The organism is Sphingobium lactosutens DS20 (genome assembly GCF_000445105.1).
GTDB lineage: Bacteria > Pseudomonadota > Alphaproteobacteria > Sphingomonadales > Sphingomonadaceae > Sphingobium > Sphingobium lactosutens.
Genome location: NZ_ATDP01000099.1, coordinates 24,719 through 40,134 on the forward strand (window position 1 = coordinate 24,719; position 15,416 = coordinate 40,134).

At 64.2% G+C, this 15,416-nt stretch carries 14 protein-coding genes; 3 read left to right on the plus strand and 11 right to left on the minus strand.

Going from position 1 to position 15,416, the window contains the following annotated elements:
• Nucleotides 1-147 precede the first annotated feature (147 nt).
• Nucleotides 148-1,521: an aromatic ring-hydroxylating oxygenase subunit alpha gene (locus tag RLDS_RS45875; RefSeq protein ID WP_021227170.1), complete on the minus strand. Its 1,374-nt coding sequence runs from the start codon at nucleotides 1,519-1,521 to the stop codon at nucleotides 148-150.
• A gap of 188 nt (nucleotides 1,522-1,709) precedes the next feature.
• On the opposite strand from RLDS_RS45875, the gene RLDS_RS45880 reads away from it, so the two are divergent.
• Entirely contained in the window at nucleotides 1,710-3,095 is a 1,386-nt protein-coding gene (locus RLDS_RS45880; RefSeq protein WP_236616880.1) for an amidohydrolase family protein, read from the plus strand.
• Between the two features lie 353 nt (nucleotides 3,096-3,448).
• Here the strand turns inward: RLDS_RS45880 and RLDS_RS45885 are convergent, their stop codons facing one another.
• The 10 genes from RLDS_RS45885 to RLDS_RS45930 all read right to left on the minus strand — a co-directional run bounded on the left by RLDS_RS45885 (nucleotide 3,449) and on the right by RLDS_RS45930 (nucleotide 12,765).
• Nucleotides 3,449-4,129 (minus strand): OmpW/AlkL family protein, encoded by a 681-nt coding sequence (locus RLDS_RS45885; protein WP_021227172.1) that lies wholly within the window; start codon nucleotides 4,127-4,129, stop codon nucleotides 3,449-3,451.
• A 529-nt stretch (nucleotides 4,130-4,658) separates the two neighbouring features.
• Nucleotides 4,659-4,850 carry a cbb3-type cytochrome oxidase assembly protein CcoS gene (gene ccoS, locus RLDS_RS45890; protein WP_021227173.1) on the minus strand — a complete coding sequence of 64 codons (192 nt, stop codon included), beginning with the start codon at nucleotides 4,848-4,850 and terminating at the stop codon, nucleotides 4,659-4,661.
• The gene (locus RLDS_RS45895; protein WP_021227174.1) at nucleotides 4,847-6,961 is read right to left on the minus strand and encodes a heavy metal translocating P-type ATPase; all 2,115 of its coding nucleotides are present in this window, start codon (nucleotides 6,959-6,961) and stop codon (nucleotides 4,847-4,849) included. Before RLDS_RS45895 ends, ccoS begins: the two co-directional genes overlap by 4 nt.
• Nucleotides 6,958-7,401 (minus strand): FixH family protein, encoded by a 444-nt coding sequence (locus tag RLDS_RS45900; protein ID WP_021227175.1) that lies wholly within the window; start codon nucleotides 7,399-7,401, stop codon nucleotides 6,958-6,960. Before RLDS_RS45900 ends, RLDS_RS45895 begins: the two co-directional genes overlap by 4 nt.
• The gene (locus RLDS_RS45905) at nucleotides 7,398-8,939 is read right to left on the minus strand and encodes a 4Fe-4S dicluster domain-containing protein (protein ID WP_021227176.1); all 1,542 of its coding nucleotides are present in this window, start codon (nucleotides 8,937-8,939) and stop codon (nucleotides 7,398-7,400) included. The genes RLDS_RS45900 and RLDS_RS45905 overlap by 4 nt, the downstream gene beginning before the upstream one ends.
• Nucleotides 8,923-9,885: a cytochrome-c oxidase, cbb3-type subunit III gene (gene ccoP, locus RLDS_RS45910; RefSeq protein WP_021227177.1), complete on the minus strand. Its 963-nt coding sequence runs from the start codon at nucleotides 9,883-9,885 to the stop codon at nucleotides 8,923-8,925. Before ccoP ends, RLDS_RS45905 begins: the two co-directional genes overlap by 17 nt.
• Nucleotides 9,878-10,033: a cbb3-type cytochrome c oxidase subunit 3 gene (locus tag RLDS_RS45915; RefSeq protein WP_021227178.1), complete on the minus strand. Its 156-nt coding sequence runs from the start codon at nucleotides 10,031-10,033 to the stop codon at nucleotides 9,878-9,880. The genes ccoP and RLDS_RS45915 overlap by 8 nt, the downstream gene beginning before the upstream one ends.
• Nucleotides 10,030-10,767: a cytochrome-c oxidase, cbb3-type subunit II gene (gene ccoO, locus RLDS_RS45920; RefSeq protein ID WP_020820402.1), complete on the minus strand. Its 738-nt coding sequence runs from the start codon at nucleotides 10,765-10,767 to the stop codon at nucleotides 10,030-10,032. The genes RLDS_RS45915 and ccoO overlap by 4 nt, the downstream gene beginning before the upstream one ends.
• A 13-nt stretch (nucleotides 10,768-10,780) precedes the next feature.
• Nucleotides 10,781-12,442, minus strand: a complete 1,662-nt coding sequence (ccoN, locus tag RLDS_RS45925; protein ID WP_021227179.1) for a cytochrome-c oxidase, cbb3-type subunit I — start codon at nucleotides 12,440-12,442, stop codon at nucleotides 10,781-10,783.
• A 23-nt stretch (nucleotides 12,443-12,465) separates the two neighbouring features.
• On the minus strand, nucleotides 12,466-12,765 hold the full coding sequence (locus RLDS_RS45930; RefSeq protein ID WP_021227180.1) for a hypothetical protein: 300 nt from the start codon (nucleotides 12,763-12,765) through the stop codon (nucleotides 12,466-12,468).
• A 557-nt stretch (nucleotides 12,766-13,322) separates the two neighbouring features.
• On the opposite strand from RLDS_RS45930, the gene hemN reads away from it, so the two are divergent.
• Together hemN and RLDS_RS45940 are read left to right on the plus strand one after the other, a co-directional pair.
• Nucleotides 13,323-14,636 carry an oxygen-independent coproporphyrinogen III oxidase gene (gene hemN, locus RLDS_RS45935; protein WP_031298598.1) on the plus strand — a complete coding sequence of 438 codons (1,314 nt, stop codon included), beginning with the start codon at nucleotides 13,323-13,325 and terminating at the stop codon, nucleotides 14,634-14,636.
• Nucleotides 14,637-14,726: 90 nt separating this feature from the next.
• Nucleotides 14,727-15,416: a Crp/Fnr family transcriptional regulator gene (locus RLDS_RS45940; protein ID WP_021227182.1), complete on the plus strand. Its 690-nt coding sequence runs from the start codon at nucleotides 14,727-14,729 to the stop codon at nucleotides 15,414-15,416.

Genomic DNA, 15,416 nt, shown 5'->3' on the forward strand with positions numbered 1-15,416 from the left:
GCAGGCATATTGCCAATCAGGGCAGCTGGAACGCCACTGGACGCCGGTCGGTCACCGACCGTGGCAAGCATCGCCTTGACCGCTCCGCCTCTGTGCAGACCGACAGTGGACCGCTGACGTGCTATGGAGCGCAAGCAGTCTGCAAGTTCATGGCACCTTCCGCCGAGCAATCGGCTCGGGACGACCCGTGCCCATGTAGCGGGCAAGATTGCGGTGCAGGCTGATGACGGCGCCCTCCGCCTTCGGATTGGGGATGTTTCCCCGATAGCCGAGATTCTTCATGCCCTGCTGCACCGAAGCCATGTTGGAAAAATCCTGCTGGAGCACGTGCGGGAAGTTCTCCGGCTCGGCGAATGTCCATTCGGTCTCGGGTGCCTGCCCATCCGGGTAGAGTTCGTAGACTGCGACCTCGAAGTAGCACTTGCCGGGATCGAAGCCGTAGGGCCGCGCCTGGTAGCAGAGCATGTTGTTCACGGCATGGCCGATCTGCTGGTTGGGAAAGATCTGCCAGCTCGTGCCGCTCGCGGCGACGTGGGCGGGGTCGACCTCCGGCCAGACGACGCCGCGCTCCGCATCGATGGCCCGCGCGGTATCCAGCCAATATTTGAGCACCTCGCCCGCCGGCGTGCCCTCGGGCAGCACGTCGGGCAATGTCTGCGCGACGTCGACCAACGTCTGCGTCGTGTTGGTGTTCACCCCTTCCCATGTGTATTTCTGCATCTCGGCGGTCGTTGTTCGCGGGTCGCCCGCCCCCAGCCGAAGCTTGGAGGCATTCTCCTTCGGCCCCTCGCCGGTGTCGTACCCGATGTGGCTGTGCTTGCCTTGCGGCCGGCCCCAACCGGTGAAGTCGCCGAACGCCATGAACTCCGGATGGGTGCCGGGCACATGGTAGGTCTCGTTGAAGGCCTCGAGCGCCACCTTCCAGTTGCAGTCGAATACCGTCCAGAAGCGCCAACGCGGCCGCATGTTCTGCAGCTCGAAGGGATCGAGCATCGTCGCGGCGGGTTCGAGATAATCGCGCAGCGGCTCGCAATCAGGATCGAGATTGACCCAGATGAAGCCGCCCCAGGTGTCGCATCTCACCGGGCCCAGGCGGGTATCCTCCTCTCGGAGCGCGCCGCCCCATTCATGCTGCGCCTGAATAAAAGTGCACTGTCCTTCAAGATCGAATGTCCAGGCATGGAAGCCGCAGACGAAGTTCATCTTCCTTCCGCGCGCATTGCGCTGCCCGGCAGGCGTGTCGACGAGGCGGCGGCCGCGATGGGAGCAGACGTTCCAGTAAGCCTTGATCGTATCGGGCCCAGTGCGGACGATGAGAACTGAATCCTCGAGGATGTCGTAGGTAAGGAAGTTGCCGATCTCGGGAATGTCTTCGACGCGGCCCGCCTGCAGCCAGACCTTTCGCCAGAGCCGGTCGCGCTCGGCGCGCGCATAGTCTTCAGAGACATAGGCTTCGACGGGAATCCGCACCGCCTTCGATGCGCGCTCTTCGGCCGCGGCGATCCTGCCCACTTCACCCATATCCAGCTCCCTCGAAGTCGTCGCGACATGCGGCGTTGCTGCAGTCACATGTCTTGCGATCGCCGGGCTTTGATCGAGCGCAATTTCTGCTGCGGTTCGCCAGAGCGATGGCGGGCATGGCGCCGGCGACAAGTTGACCTCGATCAATGTCGCTGGCCTGCAAAGACGGACTAACCGGGGCAGCGCACTTGTCGCTGGCAGAGCGGATTGACGGCGGAGAACTCTCCCCGCCCGGGTGCCCTGCATCGATGCAACGGAGAATTGCCATGCACATGAATGATATGGTGGTCATCAGCACTGACGATCACATCTGCGAGCCCCCGACGCTGTTCGACAATCAGCTTTCGGGCGAGCTTCTCGCCTCGGCGCCAAAGCTCAAGACAGACGCCCAGGGAAAGAACTTCTGGCAGTATCAGGGCTATATCCGCCCCTCGGTCGGGCTTAACGCCGTCGTCGGCCGCCCGTTCGAGGAATACGGGATGGAGCCGACCTCTCTCGATCAGCTCCGCGATGGCTGCTGGGACGTGCACAAGCGCATCGACGACATGGACGTGAACGGCGTCGCCGCCTCGATGTGCTTCGGCAACTCGATCGGCTTTGACGGCCAGACTTTTCATAAGGCGCCGGACAAAGCGCTCTCGCTGCGCCACATGCAGGCCTACAACGACTGGCATTACGACGAATGGTGCATGGCCTATCCCGGCCGCTTCATCCCGCTTGCCATCATGCCCACCTGGGACATGGATGCGACGGTCGCCGAAATCCATCGGTGCGCCAAGAAGGGTTTCCGCGTCGTCTCGATGAACGAGAACCCCACGGTTCAAGGTCTGCCCAGCATCCACAACGACTATTGGAATCCGATGTTCAAGGCGCTGATGGACAACGACATGACCATCGCGCTCCATATCGGTAGCGGCAACCCGGCGCCTCACGCTTCGATGGAAACGCCGATCGAGGCCTGGATCAGCACGATGCCGCTTTCCGTCGCGCAGGGCGTCGCGGACTGGCTCCAGCTCGAGGAACTGCATCAATATCCGGACATGCGCATCATCGTCTCCGAAGGATCGATAGGCTGGGTGCCTTACCTGATGGAGCGCGCCGATTTCTCCAACTGGCGCCACAAGGCCTGGACGCGCTCGCGCTTCCAGGACATCAAGCCCAGCGAGCTGATGAAGCGTCACTTCGCGCACTGCTTCCTATGGGATCCCTATGGCCTGAAGAATTTGGCGGAAGTCGGCGAGGACAATGTCACCTACGAGGTCGACTATCCCCATTCGGATGCGCTCTGGCCAGATGCGGCCGAACTCCTTTGGGAGCAGGTGAAGAACCTCAGCGCCGAGCAGATCGACAAGGTCACGCACCTGAACGCCATCCGCTGGCTACGCCACGACGCCCTGTTCGAACATAACCGCCGTGAGGACATGACGGTCGGCGCCTGCCATGCACGCGCGGCGGCCAAGCAGGTCGACACCGCGCCAAAGAGCTCGGGAGGCTCGGTTCCTACCACCGAAACCCGGCCGGTGACGTCGGGTTTCGGTGGTAGGAACCGAAACCCGGCCGGTGACGTCGGGTGACGTCATGGAAATGTTCAAGGCTCACGCGGAAAAGCGCGCGAAGGAAGTGGAGGTCGCCTGACCGCCGCGAACTGGTGCTGAGAGGCGCGGCGGAAGAGAGTTCCGCCGCGCTTTGTCTGTTCACGCCAATTCAGTAGTTCTCGCGCCGTCCGCTGCTTGCATCAGCCAGGTCCTTGGAAAATGCCTCGGACCTTGCTTGGGGCTCGATGTCGATCCCGCCCTCGCCTTGGAGGAGCGGGGTAAAGCGCTTCGCCCCATTGGCGGTAAGGCCGAGTCCACCCCCCGTTCGGGATGTTGCTCCAGCCGCATACGAAAGGAAGCCCCGCCGGGGCGGGGCTTCCTTCGTCAGCCTCTTAGAACCGGTAGGCCACCCCGGCGCTCAGCACCCAGGGGTCGAGCTTGTGGCGCGTCGCCAACACCTCGGCGCCCGAGGCGTTGGACCAGTGGGCGGTCGGCCGAACCCAGTACCGCTTGGCGTCGAGGCTCAAGCCGAACCCGGAATTGCCGAGCGCTACGTCGACGCCCGCCTGGACGGCCACGCCGAGCTTGTCGTTGAAGGCGAGCTTCGTGGCGCCAAGCAGCGAGCGGGCTGCCGCACCTGGCTTTTCGTCGAAGAAGATGAAATAGGCCGGGCCCGCCCCGACGTAGGGCTTGATCCCGCTCGCCAGGGGCATGTGCAGTTTCACCGTGAGCGTGGCCGGTATGATCTTGCGATCCGCGACGAGCTGGCCGCCGGTGAGTGGCCCGGTAGCGACGTCGACGTCGTGCTGGGTGAGGCAGCAGATCGTTTCGACCGAGACATTTGGTGAAAAGAAATACTCGATCGCAGCGGTAGGCACGTAATTGTCGTCGGCCCTGGTGTCGGTTCCCGCCGGCAGGCCCGGATCGACCAGGACCTTGTCGATCTTGCCGTCCGGCAAGACGGCGGTGCCCATGACCTTGACCTGCCAGCGTCCCGCGGCGTCCCCCGCGAGAGCCGGCGTGGACATGGCGATCGCGGCAATGGTGGCGGCCGTTAGCGTTAGGTTCTTCATCTTCCCTCATCCGCCGCCGCAGCGTTCGCCCCGCGCGAACAAGGATTATTGCGGCGACGACAATACCCTATCGAGGCAGAAAACCGCGCGCCTTGACCCGGCTCAATATTCCGCGCAGGCGGCGTGAACCGGCGGAAGATTGCTCGTCATCAAATTCCCTGCTCGGCCGCCGCCGTATATACGCCGCACAACCTTTCGTTTTACGTGGAAAGTAACAATGACAGTGCTGTATGCCCGGCGACGGAAGAGATTTAAATGAAGCTGACGGCGCTCGTCGGGATAGCGGCGATCCTTCCCGGATCACTCAGCGGCATGCCGTCGTCGCAAACTCTGCTCTGGGTCCAGCTCTGTGCAAGCGACGGCTCTGCGCGAACCGTTCCGATCCCGGTGGACCGGAAGCCGGATCCCAGCGACAGGCAATCCTGCTGCCTGACAGCGTGTCACGCCGATCGGTGCCGCAAGCGTCTTATGCGCGAAAGCTGAGCTGACCGAAGGCGGCTGACTTGTGCCGCTTGCGCCGCTGGGCGGCTCAGCGGTCGTGTTCGCGGCGGTGGGCTGGCGCCTGATCTTGCGATAGTTCGTCGCCTTCATCGAGCAGGATGCGCTCGGCGGCGCCGTCGAGATCGTCATATTGGCCGTTCCGCATCGACCAGTAGAAGGCGGCAAGGCCGAGCAGACCGAGAAACAGCGCTGCCGGTATGAGGATCGTAAGCCCGGTCACCGCGCGGCGTCCCGAAGACGCAGCGAATTGCCGACGACGATGATGGACGAGAGTGACATGGCAAGAGCGGCGACCAGCGGCGTCACCATGCCGGCAACGGCCAGCGGCACGGCCAGCACATTATAGCCGATCGCCATGGCGAAGTTCTGCTTCACGACGCGCATCGTGCGCCTTGCGGCAGCGACGGATGCCGGCACCGCCGAGAGAGAGTCGCCCAGAAACACGAGGTCGGCGGCGCTTTGCCCGACATCGCTTGCCGAAGACGGCGCCATGGAAACGTGCGCGGCATTGAGCGCCGGGCCGTCGTTGAGGCCGTCGCCGACCATCAGGACCCGGTGACCTTGCGCGCTGAGGCGTGCGATCACCTCAAGCTTTCCTTGCGGATCGAGATCGCCCTGCCCGCGCATGCCAAGCTTGACAGCGAGCCGCGCGACACGGCGCTCGCGGTCGCCGGAAACGATGGTAGGCTGCATATGCAGCGCATCGAGGCGGGCGATCGCGGCGTCGGCATCGGGGCGCAGGGCATCTTCGAAGCGCAGCAGGCGGGCCGGCCCACCTCCCAGCCTGAACCCGGTGGTGAGCGCGTGGTTTCCGGGAGCCTCGCCGCCTTCAGGTCCGGCATCGTCGATGCGGCCGAGGAAGGCACGCTGCCCCTTCCAAATCGCGGCGACGCCAAGACCCGGGGCTTCCTCGACATCGCTGATGTCGGCAGCCTCGATACCCTCCAGTGCTGTCGCCAATGCCCTGGCGAGCGGATGGCGGCTTCTCTGCGCAAGCGCCAAGGCCACTGGCCTTTCGTCCGGTGACAAATTCCCGTCATCGATCAGTCTCGGCCGGCCGAGCGTCAATGTTCCGGTCTTATCGAAAAGCGCGACATTCGCTTCAGCAAGACGCTCCAGGCCAGCGCCGTCGCGGATCAGCACGCCGCGGCGCATGAGCGAACCGGCCGCGACGACCTGGGCGACCGGGACGGCGAGGCCAAGCGCGCACGGACAGGTTATGATGAGCACGGCCACCGCAATCAGCACCGCCTGGTGCAATCCGGCGCCGGCGATCAGCCATCCGACCAGCGAGAGCGCGGCAAGGACGTGCACGGCGGGAGCATAATAGCGCGCAGCCCGGTCGGCGAGCCGCACGTACCGCGACTTCGCTCCACTCGCGGCTTCCATGAGGCGGGCGATGCCGGCGATCGCCGTCCCCTCGCCCGCGGCGCTGACTTTTACCGTCAGCGGCGCGGCGAGATTGATCGTGCCGGCAAGGACGGCGTCGCCGATGCCGACATTCTCCGGCGCGCTTTCGCCCGTGACCAGTTGCCGGTCGATGCTCGACGCCCCGCTGACGATCACGCCGTCGGCTGCGAAGGTTTCACCCGCCGCCACGAGCAGAGTCATGCCCGGGGCGATCTCTTCGGCGTTGCGCCATTCGGCAACGCCGTCCTTGCCGACGACCAGGCCCCGCGGCGCGCGCTGGCGCTGCAGCGCGGCGACGCCGTCTTCGGCGCGTACCCGCATCACGCTGTCGAGGAAGCGACCGGCAAGCAGGAAGAACAGCAGCATCACCGCGCCGTCGAAATAGGCGTGCGGACCGCTATTGATCGTCTCGTACAAGCTGGCGGCGCAGGCCATGGTCACGCCGATGCTGATCGGCACGTCCATGTTGGTGCGGCCGTGACGAAGAGCGCCCCAGGCGCTGCGGAAGAAGGGTCGGCCCGCATAGGCCACGGTAGGAAGCGCGATCAGCGCCGAGAGCCAGTGAAACAGGTCGCGCGTCGCGCCCTGCGCCCCGGACCAGACGCTGACGGACAGCAACATGATATTCATTGCCGCAAAGCCGGCGACGCCGAGCGCGATGCCGAGTTCACGGCTTTCCGGCGCGCTGCGCGTCTCCTCCTCGCCGAGGAGGCGCTCCGCCGGAAAACCGATCCTGCCGATGATTTCCCTCAGGTGATCATCGCCAAGCTTGTCCGTATGGGCGATAGCGACCCGGCGCTTGGTGAAGTTGACCCTGGCGCTGATCACGCCGTCCGTCCGCGCCAGTCCGCCTTCGAGCTTGGCGATGCAGCCGGCGCAGTGCAGCCCCGGGACGCTGAACGTGCTGGTGACGGCGCTCACGCCGGCACGTCCTTGACGAAACGCGCCGACTGTCCACCGTTCCGCAGTTCGAGGCGTACGCGCCAGCGTCCCGGCGGCAGCGGGGTTGTCGATCGCCACAAGCCCTGCGGGGATCTCCTGAACGTCAGCGGTTGGTCGGGAGCCCGGCCGAGCGGATGCTCGGCTACGCCGGCCAGCGTGCCTTCCCGCGGCGTTGTCTTGGCCTCGACAATCCGTCCTGGGATCAGAACCAGATCGAGCGTCCAGCCGAGGTCGTCCTGTGCCCGCGCCTCGGCCAGCCAGCGATTGTACGCCTGGCTGGCGACGTAGGAATTCTCGACGACCGTGCCGCCGAACGTCGTGACGGCGAACCGCGCCATCACCAGATTGACGGCGATGATCGTCCCGAACATGCCCAGCATGATGAAGAGCATGTGGCGTCCGGTGAACTCGCGCCTCATCGTTCGCTCTCCGGCCCCTCGAACACGGTGCTCTCGCGATCCGTTGCTCCTTGACCGTCGTTGGCTCGAATGACGAACGCGAAATCACGCTGCTGGCGTTCGGGCGCCGCGACATAGACCCGCGTCTTGCGGGCCTGGTCGGGGCCGATCGCGATCTCCACGGCCTGACCGGCGCCACCGCGCGCCTGCGCATCGGTCCAGATCTGCGCATCGGGCAGGCCCTCGATCGACAAAGTGACCGAGCGCGGCCGCGCTTCCATGTTGCGCACGTTGATGGTGTAGGCATTGCGCACCATGCCATCCGACAGCTGCACCCAGATCGGGTTACGCTCCATACGGACGCTGAGGTCAAGCCGCGTGCGCGATCCGAGCGCGAATAGCATCGCCAGGCCGATCGAGCCCCAGATCAGGAAGTAGATGAGCGTGCGCGGACGGAACAGCCGCTTGAGCGGCGGCTCCGGCGTCTTGCCATTGCCTGCGAGCAGCTCGTCGGCGACCGTCGAATAGCCGATCAGCTTCTTGGGCCTACCGATCCGCTCCATGATGTCGTCACAGGCGTCGATGCACAAACCGCAGGTGATACAGCCGATCTGCGGACCGTTGCGTATGTCGATGCCGGTGGGACACACCGCTACGCAGTTGTTGCAATCGATGCAGTCGCCGATGACACGCGGATTGTTTTCGGGAGCAGACGCCAGCGCCACAAGCGAGGGTAAGCCGTACTGCGCCTGGGCGCCGAGCTCGCCATCGGGCTGGTGCACTGCGGGGCCCGCCCGTTTGATGCCGTGAGTCCGAGGCTCGCCCCGCCAGGCCTTGTAAGTGACCATCAGCGATTTCTCGTCGAGCATCGCACCCTGGATGCGCGGCCAGGGGCAACCATAGATGCAGAACTGCTCGCGCATCAGCCCGCCAAGTATGTAGGTCGTGGCGGTGAGCAGCCCGATCGTGAACCAGGCCTGATAAGGCGCGTCGAGCGCCCAAAGCTGGCGAGCGAGCGTCGGCGCATCGGCGAAGTAGAAGATCCAGGCGCCGCCAGTCGCCACGGCGATGAGCAGCCAGATCGCGTGTTTGGTCACGCGCTTGGCGATCTTCGAAGGCCCCCACGGGGCCTTCTCCAGGCGCAGCTGGGCATTGCGATCGCCCTCGATCGCGCGCTCGACATGCTGGAAGAGGTCGGTCCAGACCGTCTGCGGACAGGCATAACCGCACCATGCCCGGCCGACCGCCGAGGTCACGAGAAACAGGCCGATGCCGGCCATGATGAGCAGGCCGGCGACATAATAGAACTCGTGCGGCCAGATCTCGATCGAGAACATGTAGAAGCGACGGTTGGCGATATCGACAAGCACCGCCTGGTCAGGTGCATAGGGCCCGCGATCCCAGCGCAGCCACGGCGTGACGTAGTAGATCGTCAACGTCACTGCCATGACCAGCCACTTGAAGCGGCGGAACGGCCCGTCGATCGCCTTGGGAAAGACCTTCTGCCGCTTCTCGAACAGCTGCTGCTTGGAGCCGGTCAGATCATCTGGGCTGGACATTGCTCTTGGCCGCCTGGGAGGGAGCCGCTTGCGGCGCCGCGGATGCAGCGGCGCTTGGCGCGGGCTCGGGGATGAAATCCTCGCCGCCCCCCAGCGAGTGTACGTAAGCCGCCAGCATCTTCACCGTGACCGGATCGAGGCGCGCGCCCCAAGCCGGCATGACGCCATAGCGAGAGTTGTTGACCGTTTGCGCGAGCGCCTCCCGGTCACCGCCGAACAGCCAGATGGAATCGGCGAGATTGGGTGCGCCCAACTTGCGATCGCCCTGGCCCTGCGCGCCGTGGCACACTGCACAATTGTCGGCGAACAGCTTCGCGCCGCGCTGGGAGGCTGCGCTCGGCTTCTCCTGACGGGAGATGACGCGAACGTGGCTGACCACGTCCTCCACCTGCTCGGAGGTAAGGATACCATCGCGCCCGAACGCGGGCATCTGGGACATGCGCGTCTCGGCGTGACCGGGCTGGCGAATACCATGGACGAGGGTCGTGTGGATCTGCTTGATGTCCCCGCCCCAGAGCCAGTCGTCGTCGTTGAGGTTCGGATAACCCTTGCTACCGGCGGCGCCAGAGCCGTGGCACTGGACGCAATGCACCTTGAACGCCGCGCGGCCGCCTTCGACCGCCGCCTGCATCAGCCGCGAATCCTCGTTGAGCCGCTCGATCGGGATGCGGGCGAGCGCAAGTTGCATGGGCTCCTTGCGCAGGCGCTCCGCCTCCTCTTCGCCGGCCAATTGCTCGCGGCTCGACCAGCCGAGCACGCCCTTCGTCGCCGAATTGACCAGCGGCCAAGCGGGATAGAGCACCGTATAGGCTATGCCCCAGATGATTGTCGCATAGAGGGTCCACAGCCACCAGCGCGGCATGGGCGTGTCGAGTTCCTCGATCCCATCCCATTCGTGCCCGACCGTGGGCGTCCCCGTCGCCTCGTCGATCCGCTTGTCAGCCATCATCTTCCTCCAGGATCGAACGGGCGGCGCGGTCCTGCCGGGAGCGCGCGCCCTTCCGAAAAGTCCAGCCGACAAAAGCCGCGAACATGATCGCCATGAGCACCAGGCCCCAGCTGTCGGCAAAGTGACGCAGCGCGTCGTAGGTCATCGGCGCCGCTCCTGCGCCGCGGCGGCATTGGTGTCGACCAGCGTGCCGAGCATCTGCAGGTAGGCGACGACCGCATCCATTTCGGTGAGCCTCGACGGATCGCCATCGAAGTCGCGCACCTGCGACTTGGGATAGCGCTTGGCGAGATCGGCCGCGTCGCCGTCCGACGAAGCTTGCAGCTTGGCGTCTGCTTCGGCGCTGTCGATCATTGCCTTGGTATAGGGAACGCCGACCTTGCGCAGCGCGCCTATCTTTCCGTCGATCCCCTTGAGGTCGAGTTCGGTGTCCGCCAGGAAGGCATAGGAGGGCATGATCGATTCCGGCACCACCGATCGCGGATCCTTCAGGTGCTGCACGTGCCATTCGTCCGAATAGCGCCCGCCCACCCGCGCCAGGTCGGGTCCGGTACGCTTCGAGCCCCACTGGAAGGGGTGATCGTACATGGACTCAGCGGCGAGGCTGTAGTGGCCGTAACGCTCCACTTCGTCGCGGAAGGGTCGGATCATCTGGCTGTGGCAGGTGTAGCACCCTTCGCGCACATAGATGTCGCGCCCCGCTTGCTCGAGCGGGGTGTAGGGCCGCATGCCCTCCACTTTCTCGACGGTGGAGTCGATCCAGAACAGCGGCGCGATCTCGACGATGCCGCCGATGGCCACCGCTATGAAGGCGAAGACGCTGAGAAGAGTGACGTTGCGCTCCAGCTTCTTGTGCTGGGTGGCGAGCTGCGATGACATCAGACGTTTCCCTTCATTCAGCCGGGGTCGCGGCCGGCACGATCGGCCGGTCGGCTTCGGGATTGTAGGCGGCGCTCGACATGGGCGCTTCCTTGCGAAGCCGGCCCAGGATCGTCATCCACACGTTGTAGACCATGATCAGCGCACCCAGGAGATAGAGCAGGCCGCCAAGCACGCGGATCGCATAGTAGGGCTTCATGGCCGCCACGATCTCGGCGAACGCGTAGACGAGGTAGCCGTCCGAGCCATACTCCCGCGCCATCAGGCCCTGCGTGATGCCGGCGACCCAGAGCGCGGCCGCATAGAGCACCAGCCCCAGCGTCGCGAGCCAGAAGTGCCAGTTCACCATGCGTAGCGAATAGAGTCGCTCGCGTCCCCAGAGCCGCGGAACGAGATAGTAAAGCGCGGCGAAGGTAATCATCCCGTTCCAGCCAAGTGCGCCCGAATGCACATGGCCAATGGTCCACTCGGTGTAGTGCGACAGCGAGTTGACCGCCTTGATAGACAGCATCGGGCCTTCGAAGGTCGCCATGCCGTAGAAGGCGAGTGCGAAGACCATCATGCGGATGATCGGGTCGGTGCGAATCTTGTCCCAGGCGCCGTTCAAAGTCATCAGGCCGTTGATCATGCCGCCCCAGCTCGGCATCCACAGCACGACCGAGAAGACCATGCCCAGCGTCTGCGCCCAGTCGGGCAGCGCCGTGTAATGGAGGTGATGCGGTCCCGCCCAGATGTAGAGGAAGATCAGCGACCAGAAGTGAATGATCGACAGACGGTAGCTGTAGATCGGCCGCTCCGCCTGCTTGGGCACGAAGTAGTACATCATCGCCAGGAAGCCGGCGGTAAGGAAGAAGCCCACCGCGTTATGGCCGTACCACCACTGCGTGAGCGCATCCTGCACGCCGGCGAAGGCCGAGTAGCTCTTAGAGCCGAAGAGGCTTGCCGGCACCGCGAGGTTGTTCACGATGTGCAGCATCGCGATCGTGATGATGAAGCTCAGATAGAACCAGTTGGCGACGTAGATGTGCGGCTCGGTCCGGCGCAGCAGCGTGCCGACGAAAACGACGAGATAGGCGACCCAGACGATCGTGAGCCACAGATCCACATACCATTCGGGCTCGGCATATTCGCGGCTGGCGGTGACGCCCATCAAGTAGCCCGTCGCGGCCAGGACGATGAAGAACTGGTAGCCCCAGAACACGAAGCGCGCGAGCGCCGGGAAAGCGAGGCGCGCGCGGCAGGTGCGCTGGACGACGTAGAAGCTCGTCGCGATGAGCGCATTGCCGCCGAAGGCGAAGATGACGGCGGACGTATGAAGCGGCCGCATGCGCCCGAAGCTGAACCAGGGCTCGAGGTTCAGGGTCGGGACGACCATCTGCGTCGCGATCACCACGCCGACCAGGAAGCCGACGACGCCCCAGAACAGCGTCGCAATGACGCCGAGCCGGATGAGATCGTCGTCGTACCGGGTCACATCCGGCATTGTCGCCGGCTTGAAGCCTGACAAGACCTGGAAGTCGGCCTTGTACATCGTGATCCACGCGATCAGCAGGGCCGTGGCGGAGGCGATCGCCATGTGGAGCGAAAAGCCCGAATCAAGGGCGAGCGCGCAGGCGAAGAGCGCCAATATGGCCAGCAACAACCAGCCCCCGACCTTGAAGAGTAGTTCGTCCATTCTCGCCGTCCTTTGCTTCTACGTCAGGGCCGTGCCGCGTAGGGATCGTTTTGAGTTTCGTTGGAGCCGATGGTGCGCGAAGCGACCAGCGCGAAGATCGTGAGCGCCCCGATCGTGGCGAGCACGTTGATGGCGAGCACGATCCGCACCTTGGTGCGGCTGGCCGATGGCCTCCGCTTGCGTCCCGGCGCGACCTCGTTGTTCGGCGTGTCCGTCAGTCGGGCCACGTCGCGCGCGCGCAAGAGCAGCCAGGCTCCGCTTGCGATGGCGATGATCCCGAGCACGCCGATGATCATCCCCCACATTCCGATGGGCAGGCTCATGATCACTAACCCCTTGCTGTTGGCTGCCGGCTACGCTCCGCGTCGACAGCAAAGAAGCTGATACGGCTCGGCCGGCAGTCCTGTTCCCACGCTCTGAGGATAGGCAGAAAGCGCGACACTGATGTTGCGGATGGCTTCAGAGAGGCAAACTGGCACATGATCGACCCTTGGACATACGGCGCGCGTGATCGTTCGCGCCGCAGCTGACTGCCAAGGCCCCTCTCCCGCTTGCTTCAAGGCATGCTCGACAAGCATGCCGGAACCGGGCGACCATGTCGTCTCGCTGGTCGTCTCCACAAGGTTCGAGCGATCCGATAGCGGCGCCTTCGACGCCGAACTTTGTTTCAAATCAATATTCTGTCAAATCCAAAAAGATTGTCCTTGCGGCACTTCCCGGCGCCTTTGCGGCCGAACGACTAAGATCGCGATAAGCAGCGGCTTCCTTGAGACCAACGCTCGAGAGCTGCCCTGCCACGAAAACTGAAAGTCACGGGCAATTGGCCAGATTTTTGATGCTCCTCAATGAAACAGGCTGCTTGGCGCAGCAAGATCGCACCATGTGGCCTTACCATCCAGACCTGCTGGCGACCCCGGTCCCGCGCTATACGAGCTATCCCACAGCAGCCGAGTTCGGCAACGATGTGGGGGAACAGGATTTCGCCTCTGCCCTTTCGAGAACAGACGGCGATGTCTCGCTTTACGTCCATATCCCCTTCTGCGAAACGATATGCTGGTATTGCGGGTGCAACACGGGCCGTGCAAATCGCCGGCAGCGGCTGGCCAGCTATCTGGAGGCTTTGCATAGCGAAATCGCGCTGGTCGGCCGAATGCTGCCGAAGACCGCAACGGTCCGCCGCCTGTCCTTCGGCGGCGGCAGCCCCAATGCGATCACGGCCACCGATTTCGTTCGCCTGTTCCTCTCGCTCACGGACAGTTTTCGGCTCGAGAAGCCCGTCGTCTCGATCGAACTGGACCCACGCACTTTGACCTCTGCGTGGGCGCAGGCGATCGCGGGCACGCGGATCAGCAATGCGAGCCTGGGCGTGCAGACTTTCGATCCGCGCCTCCAGGAGGCGATCGGGCGGGTTCAGCCGCTGCAGGACATCGAGCGGTGCACATCGATGCTGCGCGAGGCGGGCGTTACTTCCCTCAACTATGACCTCATGTACGGCTTGCCCGGACAATCCGAGAAGGATCTCGCGGACTCTCTCGCCAAAGCGGTCGAACTAGGTGCCGATCGGATAGCGCTGTTCGGTTATGCGCACGTCCCGCACCTGATCGCCCGTCAACGGCGGATCGATGCGGACGCGCTGCCCGATCAGGCGGTGCGGTTTCGAATGGCCTCGCAGGGACATGAGCTGCTCACGAGGAGCGGCTATGAGGCTGTGGGCTTCGATCATTTCGCGCTGCCGCACGACAGCCTGGCGCAAGCGACGCGCGAAAGCCGGCTGTCGCGCAATTTTCAGGGGTTCACCGACGATGACGCTCCTGTGGTGCTTGGTCTTGGCGCGTCTGCCATAAGCAGCTTCCCCGACCTCCTCATCCAAAACGAAAAGAACGCAGGCCGCTATCGCATGATGCTTTCGCAGCAGCGCCTAACCGGCAATCGAGGCATCCGCCGGAATGCTGACGATCGTCTTCGCAGCGGGGTCATCGAGCAGCTGCTCTGCCAAGGGAAAGCGAGTGTGCCGGCTGATCTCCTCTTGCCCGCTCACGATCGCCTCGCGCCGTTCCTCGACCGCGGCCTGGTGTGCTGGGAGGGCGACACGCTCTCCATCGCCCCTTCCGCGCTCCCTTATGCACGCACTATCGCGGCAACTTTCGACGCCTACCGCCAACCTGACAGCAGGAGGTTCAGCTCGGCCGTGTGACCCGATCCTCCCTTAGGTAAACTACTAATGTCTCCGCCCCGGGGCCGCGGATAGGAACCGTGCACCCACCGACCAACGCGCGGAGAGACCATGAACGCCTGTACGCAATGCGCTGTTCGCGACAAGGCGATCTGCCATTCCTTGCCCGAGGAAAGCCTGGAAGAGCTCAATCGGCTGGGGCGGCATCAAATCGTCAAGAAGGGGCAGGCGCTTGTATGGCAGGGCGACGAGTCGCTCCTTGTCGGCAACGTGCTCGAAGGCGCGCTCAAATTGTCGGTCTCGAGCGCCGATGGCCGCGACCAGACGCTCGGTATCGTGCTGCCCAGCGATTTTATCGGTCGTCCGTTCGGCGCGACGAGCATGCATTCCGTCATCGCCCTCACCGACTCGCGTGTCTGCACCTTCTCGCGCTCGGCGTTCGACACTTTCGCGCAAGATCACCAGCCCCTGGAGCACGGTCTACTGGAAAGGACCCTGACCGATCTCGACAGGGCCAGACAATGGATGATGATGCTGGCGCGCAAGAGCGCCGGCGAGCGCGTCGCGATTTTCCTTCTGCACATCGCCAAGCGCCACTCCAGCGACAAGAGCGATGGACCGCTTCGCTTCGAACTGCCTCTCAGCCGCCAGGACATGGCCGATCTGCTCGGCCTCACGATCGAGACGGTCAGCCGGCAGATCACGCGTCTGCGCGACGACGGCATCATCACGACACCCTCGCGCCGGGCAATCGTCATTCTCGACCAGGACGCGCTTGAGGCTTGCACGGGCGAGTGCTGA

What these genes read in the sequence shown, in the direction of transcription:
- RLDS_RS45915 (WP_021227178.1), bottom strand. Translation starts at nt 10,033, where the DNA reads ATGACCTACGACGCGCTGCGTCACTTTGCCGACAGCTGGGGCCTGGTG.
- RLDS_RS45940 (WP_021227182.1), top strand. Translation starts at nt 14,727, where the DNA reads ATGAACGCCTGTACGCAATGCGCTGTTCGCGACAAGGCGATCTGCCAT.
- ccoO (WP_020820402.1), bottom strand. Translation starts at nt 10,767, where the DNA reads ATGTCATCGCAGCTCGCCACCCAGCACAAGAAGCTGGAGCGCAACGTC.
- RLDS_RS45900 (WP_021227175.1), bottom strand. Translation starts at nt 7,401, where the DNA reads ATGAGGCGCGAGTTCACCGGACGCCACATGCTCTTCATCATGCTGGGC.
- RLDS_RS45875 (WP_021227170.1), bottom strand. Translation starts at nt 1,521, where the DNA reads ATGGGTGAAGTGGGCAGGATCGCCGCGGCCGAAGAGCGCGCATCGAAG.
- ccoP (WP_021227177.1), bottom strand. Translation starts at nt 9,885, where the DNA reads ATGGCTGACAAGCGGATCGACGAGGCGACGGGGACGCCCACGGTCGGG.
- RLDS_RS45885 (WP_021227172.1), bottom strand. Translation starts at nt 4,129, where the DNA reads ATGAAGAACCTAACGCTAACGGCCGCCACCATTGCCGCGATCGCCATG.
- RLDS_RS45930 (WP_021227180.1), bottom strand. Translation starts at nt 12,765, where the DNA reads ATGAGCCTGCCCATCGGAATGTGGGGGATGATCATCGGCGTGCTCGGG.
- RLDS_RS45905 (WP_021227176.1), bottom strand. Translation starts at nt 8,939, where the DNA reads ATGTCCAGCCCAGATGATCTGACCGGCTCCAAGCAGCAGCTGTTCGAG.
- hemN (WP_031298598.1), top strand. Translation starts at nt 13,323, where the DNA reads ATGTGGCCTTACCATCCAGACCTGCTGGCGACCCCGGTCCCGCGCTAT.
- ccoN (WP_021227179.1), bottom strand. Translation starts at nt 12,442, where the DNA reads ATGGACGAACTACTCTTCAAGGTCGGGGGCTGGTTGTTGCTGGCCATA.